At 65.8% G+C, this 11938-nt stretch carries 9 protein-coding genes; 4 read left to right on the top strand and 5 right to left on the bottom strand.

Annotated elements, in window-relative coordinates:
- Positions 1–20 precede the first annotated feature (20 nt).
- Both ACPPVV_RS00100 and ACPPVV_RS00095 read right to left on the bottom strand, forming a co-directional pair.
- Positions 21–197: a hypothetical protein gene (locus ACPPVV_RS00100; RefSeq protein WP_426701459.1), complete on the bottom strand. Its 177-nt coding sequence runs from the start codon at positions 195–197 to the stop codon at positions 21–23.
- A 137-nt stretch (positions 198–334) separates the two neighbouring features.
- Entirely contained in the window at positions 335–1453 is a 1119-nt protein-coding gene (locus tag ACPPVV_RS00095) for a PA0069 family radical SAM protein (protein ID WP_426701458.1), read from the bottom strand.
- A gap of 146 nt (positions 1454–1599) precedes the next feature.
- Between ACPPVV_RS00095 and ACPPVV_RS00090 the strand changes: the two genes are divergently transcribed.
- The gene (locus ACPPVV_RS00090) at positions 1600–1845 is read left to right on the top strand and encodes a hypothetical protein (RefSeq protein ID WP_426701457.1); all 246 of its coding nucleotides are present in this window, start codon (positions 1600–1602) and stop codon (positions 1843–1845) included.
- Positions 1846–2010: 165 nt separating this feature from the next.
- Complete coding sequence (locus ACPPVV_RS00085; protein ID WP_426701456.1) at positions 2011–2271, top strand: GlsB/YeaQ/YmgE family stress response membrane protein; 261 nt, start codon at positions 2011–2013, stop codon at positions 2269–2271.
- 69 nt (positions 2272–2340) lie between these two features.
- Here the strand turns inward: ACPPVV_RS00085 and ACPPVV_RS00080 are convergent, their stop codons facing one another.
- Together ACPPVV_RS00080 and ACPPVV_RS00075 are read right to left on the bottom strand one after the other, a co-directional pair.
- Positions 2341–3996 (bottom strand): MFS transporter, encoded by a 1656-nt coding sequence (locus tag ACPPVV_RS00080; protein WP_426701455.1) that lies wholly within the window; start codon positions 3994–3996, stop codon positions 2341–2343.
- A gap of 147 nt (positions 3997–4143) precedes the next feature.
- Positions 4144–5538: a hypothetical protein gene (locus ACPPVV_RS00075; protein WP_426701454.1), complete on the bottom strand. Its 1395-nt coding sequence runs from the start codon at positions 5536–5538 to the stop codon at positions 4144–4146.
- A 213-nt stretch (positions 5539–5751) separates the two neighbouring features.
- Between ACPPVV_RS00075 and acs the strand changes: the two genes are divergently transcribed.
- The gene (acs, locus tag ACPPVV_RS00070) at positions 5752–7692 is read left to right on the top strand and encodes an acetate--CoA ligase (protein ID WP_426701453.1); all 1941 of its coding nucleotides are present in this window, start codon (positions 5752–5754) and stop codon (positions 7690–7692) included.
- Between the two features lie 103 nt (positions 7693–7795).
- Positions 7796–8467: a response regulator transcription factor gene (locus tag ACPPVV_RS00065; protein ID WP_426701452.1), complete on the top strand. Its 672-nt coding sequence runs from the start codon at positions 7796–7798 to the stop codon at positions 8465–8467.
- Between the two features lie 10 nt (positions 8468–8477).
- On the opposite strand, the gene ACPPVV_RS00060 is transcribed toward ACPPVV_RS00065, so the two are convergent.
- A complete protein-coding gene (locus tag ACPPVV_RS00060; protein WP_426701451.1) occupies positions 8478–11936 on the bottom strand; it encodes a PAS domain-containing hybrid sensor histidine kinase/response regulator in 3459 nt (1152 codons plus the stop codon).
- Positions 11937–11938 lie beyond the last annotated feature (2 nt).

Genomic DNA, 11938 nt, shown 5'->3' with positions numbered 1-11938 from the left:
CCGGCATGGAACCAAGCGCCTCATTGCGGCGGATCACGCCGGCGCGTGTGGGTGACGGCACCGATGATGCCGATGCCCAATAACACCACGACGCCGACGATGACCCATTGCGTGGGCGCGTGCAGCAGAACGGCGGCATAAGCCAGGCCGCCAATCACAATGACCATGCCGGCCAGGTAAAGCGCGAAGGATGACATCGGTGCCTCCGTGGAATCGATGACGTGACGCACGACGATGACGCCGGAACGTTTGGAAGGCCTGATTGAACTCGCGCCGCCATCATCGATAAGTGAAGGTCCTTGACGCGCCGACCTGGTACCCACGCGGCGCCGCGCTAGAACAATTCACCCTGCGGCGACAGCTTGCGCGGCGGCACGAAACGCGAAGTATCCAGGCGGAGTTCGCGAGCGCGGCCGAAACCGTGTTTGCGGCAGGCGACGTCGAAGCGGCGGCGCAGCAGATCGGCGAACACGCCCTGGCCGCGCATGCGGGTGGCGAAGTTGCTGTCGTAGTCGCGGCCGCCGTTCATCTGCTGTACCAGGCTCATCACGTGTTCGGCGCGCTGTGGCGCGTGCAGCGTCAGCCATTCGCGGAACAGTTGCTTCAGCTCGTACGGCAGGCGCAGCACGGTGTATCCGGCGCAGCGTGCGCCGGCGTCGGCCGCTTGCGCCATCACCGCCTCCATGTCCTTGTCGTTGAGTGCCGGGATGATCGGTGCCACCAGCACCCCGACCGGTACGCCGGCCTCGGCCAGGGTGTGGATCGTCTTGATCCGGCGATGCGGTGCGCTGGCGCGTGGTTCGAGTTTCGCGGCGAGATGGTTGTCCAGCGAGTTGACCGAAACGAACACCTGCACCAGCTGCTCGCGCGCCATCGGCTGCAGGATGTCGAGGTCGCGCTCGACCAGCGCATTCTTGGTCACGATGGTGCACGGATGGTGGCATTCGGCCAGCAGCTCCAGGGCGGCGCGAGTCAGTCGCCAGCGCTTTTCGATCGGCTGGTACGGATCGGTGTTGCTGCCGATGTTGATCGGGCTGATCGCGTAGCCGGGTTTCGCCAGATCGGCACGCAGCACCTCGGCGAAGTTGCCTTTCGCGCGCAACTTGGTTTCGAAGTCCAGCCCGGGCGACAGGTTGAGGTAGCTGTGCGACGGGCGCGCAAAACAATAGATGCAACCGTGCTCGCAACCACGATACGGATTGATCGCCTGGTCGAAGGCGATGTCCGGCGAGTCGTTGCGGTTGATCACGCTGCGGGCGCGTTCCTCGGTGACTTCGGTGCGCGGACGTGGTGCCTCTTCGTCCAGCAGCGCGCTTTGCCAGCCGTCGTCCTCGGCTTGATGGCGGATGTTTTCGAAGCGGCCTTCCGGGTTGGAGGCGGCGCCGCGACCCTTGAGGCGGCGGGTGGTCGGGAGCTGCTCCGGCGAGGGCGGCGATGTCGGGAAATCGTCCATCGGTACAGCATCGCCCGGCGACGTCTCAGTCAGCGCGACATCGCCATGCGACGTGACCGGGCTCGCGCCAGGCGTATCCGGGCGGCGCTATGATGCAGCCGTATGGCGGCCGGTGGCGGCCTGTTTTCCTCTGTCGGGGCTCTCTCATGCGCTGGCTGCTGCTCGTCCTTACCGTGTTCGCGTTCGTGCTGTGTTTCACTCGCCACAGTGCCGGCGCCTGGGGCTTCTGGCTGCTGCTCGGACTTGTCGGCGTCTTCGCCACCGCGCTGGCTTTCGTGCAGGTGCGTATCGCCGGCAATGCACGCCATGAGAGCCTGTCGGAATACGACCTCATGCGGCTGCGCGAGGGCAAGCCGCCGCTCAAGCACGAGCGGGCGGAACGCCAGGCCTGATCTGGCGGCCATCGTCGTCGGGCGGCCTACCCGTTATCCGCAGCACGGCCGTCAGGTGCGCGCCGCCAACCCGTCACGATCGCTGCACATCGGAACATGGACGCTTGCGCCGGTGCGGCTGCGTAAACCGCGTCGCCCATGGGTCAACCCCTCAAGGAGTGCATGATGACTGCTACCGGCTTGATTATCTTCCTGCTCATCGGTGCCATCGCCGGCTGGCTTGCCGGCCTGATCGTGCGTGGTTTCGGCTTCGGCCTGCTCGGCAACATCGTGGTCGGCATCATCGGCGCGTTCCTCGCCGGCTGGTTGCTGCCGACGCTTGGTGTCGGCTTCAGCCTCGGCAGCCCGATCGTCACCAGCATCGTCTACGCGATGATCGGCGCGATCGTATTGCTGGTGATCATCGGCCTGATCAAGCGCGCCTGACCGAAGCCACCCGAAGGAAAACGCAGCGGCTCGCGCCGCTGCGTTTTTTTGTGCCTTCCCGAAACAGTCTCAGGCGGTGATGTCGACGTCCTTGGTCTCGCGCACGAAGAACAGGCCGATCACGAAGGTCATCAGCGCGATCACCACCGGATACCACAGGCCGGAGTAGATGTTGCCGGTGAGCGCCACGATGCCGAACGATACCGAGGGCAGGAACCCGCCGAACCAGCCGTTGCCGATGTGGTACGGCAGGCTCATCGAGGTGTAGCGGATCTTGGTCGGGAACATCTCCACCAGCCACGCCGCAATCGGTCCATAGACCATCGTCACGTACAGCACCAGCAGGAACAGCAGGAAGATCAGCATCGGATAATTGCTGCGTGCCGGGTCGGCCTTGGCCGGGTAGCCGGCCTGATCCAGCGCGCTGCCGAGGCTAGCGGCGAACGTCTTGTTCTGCGTCGCGAAGTCCGCCTTGGCCAGGCCGCTGCCCTCGAATGCGTCGAGGCTCGCGCTGCCCACGGTCACCTTCGCCAGCGTGCCGGCCGGCGCCGCCTGGTTGTCGTACGGCACGCCGCGCTTGGCCAGGGTGCTTTTGGCGATGTCGCACGAACTGGTGAAGGTCGACGTGCCGGTCAGGTTGATCTGCAGATGGCAGGTGGCCGGGTCGGCGATCACGGTGACCGGCGCACTGACGCGCGCGGCCTCGATGCCCGGATTGCCGTAGTGGGTGATGCCCTTGAAGATCGGGAAATAAGTCAGCGCGGCGATCAGGCAACCCGCGAGCACCACCGGCTTGCGGCCGATCTTGTCCGACAACCAGCCGAACACCACGAAGAACGGCGTGCCGATCAACAGTGCGGCTGCAATCAACAATTGCGTGGTGGTGGCATCGATCTTCAACGTGCTGCCGAGGAAGTACATCGCGTAGAACTGGCCGCAATACCACACCACGGCCTGACCGGCGGTGGCACCGAACAGCGCCAGCAGCACCAGCTTCAGGTTGCCCCAGCGGGCGAACGACTCGGTCAACGGCGCCTTCGACGTCTTGCCCTCGTCCTTCATCTGCTGGAATACCGGCGACTCGGCCAGCTGCATGCGGATGTATACCGACACGATCAGCAGCAGCGATGAGAGCAGGAACGGCACGCGCCAGCCCCAGTCGTCGAACTTGTCGCCGAGCAGCCATTTGCAGCCGAGGATCACCAGCAGCGAAAGGAACAGGCCGAAGGTGGCGGTGATCTGGATGAAGCTGGTGTACAGGCCGCGCTTGCCCTTCGGCGCATGTTCGGCCACATAGGTGGCCGCGCCGCCATACTCGCCGCCCAGCGCCAGGCCCTGCAGCATGCGCAACAGGATCAGGATCACCGGTGCCACGATGCCGATCGAACCGTAGCTGGGCAACAGGCCTACGAAGAACGTGGACAGGCCCATGATCACGATGGTGATCAGGAACGTGTACTTGCGTCCGACCAGATCGCCGACCCGGCCGAACACCAGTGCGCCGAACGGCCGCACCGCGAAGCCGGCGGCGAACGCGAGCAGGGCGAACACCAGCTGGCTCGCCTCATTCAGGCCGGAGAAGAACTGCTTGCCGATGATCACGGCGAGCGAGCCGTACAGGTAGAAGTCGTACCACTCGAACACGGTGCCCAGGCTGGATGCCAGGATCACCCGCTTGTGGCTGACGTCGAGCGCGCCGCGCCCGTCGATCGCAGTGGTGGCCATGATGTTTCCCCTCCAGAAAGTGTGAGTGCCTCCCTCCGCAAACCATGGAGAGGCGTCGGGAACCGCGTCCGCCCCTCACGCCGGACCGCAGTTCGTCATCCTCCCGTTGCCGGGAGGTCATGGCACGACGGCTACGCCGTCATGAGCTCAGAAGTGATACAGCGCGTTGAGGCTGACCTGGTTGCCGCTGGTGGTCTTGCGATCCGTGCCGTTGCTGGTGGAGTCGAGCTTGTCGTGCATCCATTCGGCGCTGAGGTCGTACGCGCCCGCGGTGTATTGCAGGCTCAACGCCGTCTGCCGATTCCTGAGCAACCCGGTCGAGCCGTTGCCCAGCCAGGTCACCACGTCGTCGGTATTGGGTTTGCTGTAGGCGTAGAACGCGTACAGGCTCCAGTTCGGCGTAAAGCTGTAGCCGGCCTGCACGAAACCACCGGTTTCCTTGATGTCGCCGAATTGGGACATGGCGCCGAAGATCTCGCCGAGGCCGTTGCCGGTGTAAGCCAGCCCCTTGAATGTCCACGGACCGGGCTTCCACTGTCCGCCGACCTCGTAACCCACGCTCTTGATATCGGACTTGATCGGTGTCGGTGCAGTACCGCCCACGCCGCGCAGATCGACCCGGCTGTAGTGTGCCGCGAAGTACGCCAGCCAGTTCTTGTCCTGCACGTGCAGGCGGGCCTCGATCTGCGGGCGGAAACCGGCGTTGCCGGCGGTCTTGTAGTTGACGTTGTTCACGGCGCCGTCCGGCCCGTTCCACGAACCCTCGAACGCACCGAGATCAAGCCGCCACTGCGCACCGGGGCTGCCGTGGTTGAGATCCTGCATCACCACCACGCCGGGGAAGCGCCAGCCGCCATAACCGGATCCGAAGCCCAGCGGAAACGCGATGTGCGCCAGCGAGGCGGGTGAATTGTCGATCGGGAACATGAAGTCCCATTGCTGGCCGATCCGCACCGTGGTGCCGGTCTCGGCGTTGGTCAGGTCCATGTAGGCCTGGCGCAGGCGCGGCGTCGGCTGCTGCTGGCTATACGCACCCGTGCCGTTGAAACCGCCGAAGAAGTCCATTTCGATGCGGCCGCCACCGGTCCAGTTGCCGGCGAACTTGGCACCGCTGAAGTCCAGCCAGAAGCGCGTGTTGCGCACGTCCACGCCGCTAAGCGAACCGGTCGAACCTGGCACCGGAAACAGCGCGTTCTGGCCATTGCCGTAAGTGAAGCTCTTGTTCTGATTGAACGCGCTCGCGCTGATGAAACCGTGCAACGCCACCGACACGCCCGGCGCACTGCTGAACACCGGCTTCTCCGGCGCCGGTGCGGCGGCTACGTTTTGCGCCGGCGCGACCGGCGCCGTGGCAACGGGCGCCGCCTTCTGCGCCTGGATCATGCTTTTCAGCTCGTTCAACTGCTGTTCCAGCTGCGCCACGCGCTGTTCGAGTTGTGCTTCGCGGGTGTCGCTCTGTGCATGCGCAGCCAACGGCAGCGCCAGTGCGCAAGCCATGCTCAGGGCGAGCGCCGTGTAGCGATTTGAGTGTCGCGAAATCATGCTTGCGTCTCCCCACGGTCGATGACGGGTCGAGCATGACCATGCTGCGGCGCACGCGGCCATTCGCCTTTGGTCGAACTTCGACCAAAGTCGATGTGGCACGCTGCCGCCCCTCTGCACGATCGGGCTAAACTCGAACGATCGCCGTGCAGGTGCCAGCGCCTGCACGGTTTCCCTCGTTACCTTCCATGCCGAGCCAGCAGGAGGCCAGCCATGTCCAAGCTCCACCCGGTCAACCCCGAATTCGCCGCCGCGGCACGCCTGCGCCACGACGACTACACGCGCCTGTATGCCGAATCGGTCAGCGATCCGGAGGCATTCTGGGCTCGCATCGGGCAACGGCTGGACTGGAGCCGGGCGCCCACCAGGATCAAGGACGTTTCGTTCGACCGCAACGACCTACACATCCGCTGGTACGAGGACGGCGAACTCAACGTGTCGGCTAACTGCCTCGACCGCCAGCTCGAGAAGCGCGGCGACAAGGTGGCGATCATCTTCGAGGGTGACGACCCGAAGGATTCACGCCGGATCACCTACCGCGAGCTGCATGGCGAAGTGTGCAAGTTCGCCAATACGCTGAAGCACCTTGGCGTGGTCAAGGGTGACCGCGTCGCGATCTACCTGCCGATGATTCCGGAAGCGGCCGTGGCGATGCTGGCCTGCGCCCGACTCGGTGCGATCCACTCGGTGGTGTTCGGCGGCTTCTCGCCCGACTCGCTGGCCGGGCGCATCGCCGATTCCACCGCCAAAGTGGTGATCACCGCCGACGAGGGTCTGCGCGCCGGCAAGCGCATCCCGCTCAAGGTCAACGTGGACGCCGCGCTGGAACGGCCCGGCACCAACAGCGTGGAAACCGTGATCGTGGTGCGCCACACCGGCGGCGCGGTGTCGATGCAGTCGCCGCGCGATCGCTATTACCACACGCTGATGGAGGGTCAATCCGTCGATTGTCCGCCCACGCCGGTCGAGGCCGAGCACCCGCTGTTCGTGCTGTACACCTCCGGCTCCACCGGCAAGCCGAAAGGCGTGCAGCACAGCACGGGCGGCTATCTGGTGTTCGCCAGCTACACGCACGAACAGGTGTTCGACCTGCACGAGGACGACATCTACTGGTGTACCGCCGACGTCGGCTGGGTCACCGGCCACAGCTACGTGGTGTACGGCCCGCTGGCCAACGGCGCCACCACGGTGATGTTCGAGGGCGTGCCGAACTATCCCGACTACAGCCGCTTCTGGCAGGTCGTCGACAAGCACAAGATCAGCATCTTCTACACCGCACCGACCGCGATCCGCGCGTTGATGCGCGAAGGCGAGGCACCCGTCAAGAAAACCTCGCGTGCCTCGCTGCGCGTGCTCGGCTCGGTCGGCGAACCGATCAATCCGGAAGCATGGGAGTGGTACCACCGCGTGGTCGGTGACGAACGCTGCCCGATCGTCGATACCTGGTGGCAGACCGAAACCGGCGGCATCATGATCTCGCCGCTGCCCGGCGCGATCGCGACCAAGCCCGGCTCGGCCACCTTGCCATTCTTCGGCATCAAGCCGGCCATCGTCGACGCCGACGGCACCGTGCAGGAAGGCGTGGCCGAGGGCAACCTGCTGATCACCGATTCCTGGCCCGGCCAGGTGCGCACCATCTACGGCGACCACCAGCGCTTCATCGACACCTATTTCAGCGCCTACCCCGGCAACTACTTCAGCGGCGACGGCGCACGTCGCGACGAGGATGGCTACTACTGGATCACCGGCCGGGTCGATGACGTGATCAACGTCAGCGGCCACCGCCTGGGCACCGCCGAAGTGGAGAGCGCACTGGTGGCGCATCCGAAGGTGGCCGAGGCCGCCGTGGTCGGCTGTCCGCACGAGATCAAGGGCCAGGGCATCTATGCCTATGTCACCCTGATCGCCGGCGAGACCGGCAGCGATGAACTGCGCAAGGAGCTGATTGCGTGGGTGCGCAAGGAGATCGGTCCGATCGCCACGCCGGATTACCTGCAGTGGGCGCCGGGCCTGCCCAAGACCCGCTCCGGAAAGATCATGCGCCGCATCCTGCGCAAGATCGGCGAAAACCAGCCCGACCAGCTCGGCGACATCACCACCCTGGCCGATCCCGGCGTGGTGAAGAACCTGGTCGACGAGCGACTGATCAAGTGACCTGCAGGAGCGGTTTCAGCCGCGATCGCTCTTCGGATAAGCGAAAGGCATCGCGACTGAAACCGCTTCCACGGGGCTATCGCGTCGTAGTTGAATGGATCGTATGCCCGATATCCTGATCGCCGACGACCACCCGCTGTTCCGCGACGCCTTGCAGCGCGCGGTACTGACGGCGCTGCCGCGGGCGCACGTGCACGGCGCCGACAGCGTGCATGCGCTGCTCGGCCTGATCGAGCAATTCCCCGATGCCGAGCTGCTGCTGCTCGACCTGCACATGCCCGGCGCGCGCGGCTACTCCGCGCTGGCGCACATCCGCGGCCAGTATCCGGGCCTGCCGACCATCGTGGTGTCCGGACACGAGGAGGTGCAGGTGGCGCGCCGCGCGCTCGCGCATGGCGCCTCGGCGTACATTCCAAAGTCCGCCGCCAGCACAGACATCGTGGCGGCGATCCAGGCGGTGCTCGACGGTGATGTGTGGCTTCCCCACGCCTTGCTGGACGGCCCCGGTGAACTGCGACCCGACGAGGCCGCCGCCGCGGCGCATGTTGCGGCGCTGACCCCACAGCAGTTCCGCGTGATGACGATGATCGCCGAGGGCCTGCTGAACAAGCAGATCGCATACGACCTCGGTGTCTCCGAAGCCACCGTCAAGGCGCACATGACGGCGATCATGCGCAAGCTCGGTGTCAACAATCGCACCCAGGTCGCGCTGATCGCCAGCCAGCTGGCGGTCGATCGCGAGAGCATGCCGGCCTTCCCGGACGACGAGGACTGAGGTGGCGCCGCTAGCGGCGTAGCAACGCGGTCAGCAGCGCGCGCAACGCGGCGGGCCGTACCGGTTTGTGCAGCAGCGGATAGCCCAGGGCCCGCGCACGCTGTTTCAGTTCGCTGCTGCCGTCGGCGGTGATCATCGCCACCGGCGGCAGTCCGCCGCGCGCATCGCGCAGCTGCTGCAGGGCCTGCAGGCCGTCCACGTTGTCGCTCAAATGGTAGTCGGCCAGGATCAGGTCGATCGATCCGCGCGCCAGTTCCTTCTCGGCCTGCTCCACGTCCAGCGCCAGCCGGCAATCGACACCCCAGCGGCTGAGCAGCGCGCGCATGCCGTCGAGAATCGTGGCGTCGTTGTCCAGGCACAGCACGGTCAACGGCAACTGCTTGTCCGGACCGGCGCGCTGCACCCGCTGGCGACGTGCCGGTACCGCCTCACTCCGCGGCACGGTCACGGCGAAACAGCTGCCGTGCTGGACCTGCGAGTGCAGGTCCAGCCGGTGGCCGAGGATGCCGGCCAGGCGATCGCAGATCGACAGGCCCAGGCCGAGGCCTTTCTCGCCCCAGGGCGATGGTTGTTCCAGCCGCTGGAATTCGTCGAAGATGCGCGCACGCTGTTCCGCGGCGATGCCGGGTCCGGAATCCCACACTTCGATACGCACTTCCTCGCCCACCCGGCGCGCGCCAAGTAACACGCCACCCTTGCTGGTGTAGCGCAAGGCGTTGGAGACGAAGTTCTGCAGGATCCGGCGCAGCAGTTGCGGATCGCTGCGCACCGCCAGCGTGGTCGGCGCCACGCGCAGCCGCAGCCCGCGTTGTTCGGCGACCACTGCGAACTGCGCCTTCAACGAATCGAACACTTCGGCCAGTGCGAAGCCACCCACTTCCGGGCGATAACTGCCGGCATCCAGCCGCGAGATATCGAGCAAGGCATCGAGCAGGTCCTCGGCGGCACGGAACGAGGCGTCGATGCGTTCGGCCAGTCCGCTCGCCTCGGCATCCAGGCCCGGATGCTGGCGCAGCGCCGAGGTGAACAGCCGTGCCGCATTCAGCGGCTGCAAAAGGTCGTGGCTGGCGGCGGCGAGAAAGCGCGTCTTGGAGATGTTCGCGGTCTCGGCCGCACGGCGCGCCTGCGCGGTGGCGGCCAGAGCTTCGGACAGTTCGGCGGTGCGCTGATCGACCCGCTGCTCCAATGTTTCATTCACCTCGATCAACGCCTGCTCGGCGTGCTTGTACGCGGTAACGTCGGTATACGTGGTGACGTAACCGCCACCCGGCAGCGCGCGTCCACGCATCTCGATCACCGTGCCGTCCGGGCGGATGCGCTGGAACAGGTGCGACGAACCGGCACGCATGTAGTCGATGCGCTTGGCCACGTGATCGTCCACTTCACCGGGTCCGCACTCGCCCAGCTCGGCATTCCAGCGAATCAGCTCGTCCACCGACACCCCGACGTGGACCATGCCGTCGGGGTAGTCGAACAGCTCCAGGTAGCGCCGGTTCCACGCCACCAGCCGCATCCTTGCGTCGACCACGCTGATGCCCTGCGAAACGTTTTCGAGCGTGGTGGACAACAGCTCGCGATTGAAGCGCAGCTCCTGCGAGGCTTCGTCCAGCAAGGCCATCGATTCGGCCACGTCCAGGCCGCTGCCGGACAGTGCGCTGATCAGGATCCGCCGTGCATTGGCGGCGCCCACCGCCGAGGCCAGCAGCCGCTCGGTGTACTGGATCAACGCACGGTCGGCCGCCTCGCCGGGCAGCAGTGGCTTGCCGCGGCGCTGGGCGTATTCGTCGAACGCTCGTGCGCTGGTGCGTTCACCCACGATGCGCTCGGCAATCGTGCGCAGGTCGGCCACGACCACGCGACCACGCCAGTCACCGGCGCCGCCACGGCTGGCCGGATCGGCGTCCATGAACATCGCTGCATGCAGGCGTTCCTCCAGGCTCGGCCGGAAACGCAGCGAGATGAATACCAGACAGCCCACATTGACCAGCAGCGACCAGAACGTGCCGTGCATCACCGGGTCCCAACCGCTGAGATGGAACAGCGCCTGTGGGCGCAGCCAGTCCCAGCCGAACGGGCCATCCTGCAGCCAGCCCTCGGAACGGATCACCGCCGGCAGCAGCAAGGTGTACAACCACACGGCGAAACCGCCGGCCAGGCCCACCACCACGCCGCGACGACTGGCGCCGCGCCAGTACAGCGCGGCGATCAGCGCCGGCGCGAACTGCGCCACCGCGGCAAACGCCAGCAGGCCGGTGGCAGCCAGGTTTTCCGCGTTGGCGGCAACCCGGTAATAGATGTAGGCCATCAGGGCCAGCAGCATGATCGCCACCCGGCGCACACCCAGCACCAGTTGCGACAGGTCGCTGCGATGCTCCAGTCGCAGGCGATGGATGCGCAGCAAGGCAGGCATCACCAGGTCGTTGCTGATCATGGTCGACAGCGCCACCGAGGCCACGATCACCATGCCTGTCGCCGCCGAGAAGCCGCCTATGAAGGCCAGCAATGCCATGCCGCGGTCGCCATGCGCCATCGGTAGGGTCAGCACCCACGCATCGGCCGCGCCATCGCGCACCAGTGGCATGTGTGCTCCGGCCGCCACGATCGGCAGCACCGCCACACTGACGATGACCAGGTATAGCGGCACCATCCAGCGCGCCCGCGCAAGATCGCCGGCGTCCTCGCATTCGACCATGCCGATCTGGAATTGCCGCGGCAGGCAGAACATCGCGCAGAACGCCAGCATGGTCTGCGCCATGAAACCCGGCGACAGTCCATGGCTGAGCTGGGTCAGCGGTATCTGCACGGTGCTGGCCAGCCCTGGCCCCTGCCACAACGCATAGCCCGCCAGCGCCACGAACGCCAGCAACTTGATCAGCGACTCCAGCGCAATCGCCAGCATCAGGCCATGGTGGTGTTCGGTCGCGTCGATGCTGCGTGTGCCGAACAATATGGCGAACACCGCCAGCAACACCGCGCACCACATCGCACTGTCGATGCCACCGGTGGTCACCGCGCCCTGGGCGACGCCACCGAGCACGCCGAACGACATCGCCACCGCCTTGAATTGCAGTGCGATATACGGCACCACCGCGATCATCGCGATAACCGCCACCAGCGCCGCCAGCCCGTGTGACTTGCCGAAGCGTGCACCGATGAAATCCGCGATCGAGGTGATATTGCGCTGCCTCACCACCTGCACCAGCCGGCGCAACAGGCCGAAGCCGAACACGAACAGCAGGATCGGTCCAAGATAGATCGGCAGGTAGGCGAGGCCATCGCGCGCCGCGGTGCCGACCGCGCCATAGAACGTCCACGATGAGCAGTACACGGCGAGCGCCAGGCTGTAGACGATCGGCCGCAGGCGCGGCTGGCGTGGATACAACGGGCGCCGGTCACCGGCATAGGCGACCACAAATAGCAGGCCGACATACAGCAGGGATACCAGCAGCAACAGCCAACCCTGGATCAAAC

Source organism: Rhodanobacter sp. Col0626 (assembly GCF_049994385.1).
GTDB lineage: Bacteria > Pseudomonadota > Gammaproteobacteria > Xanthomonadales > Rhodanobacteraceae > Rhodanobacter.
Note: the sequence above shows the minus strand (reverse complement) of the source record. Positions and strands in the feature narration are given on the sequence as shown.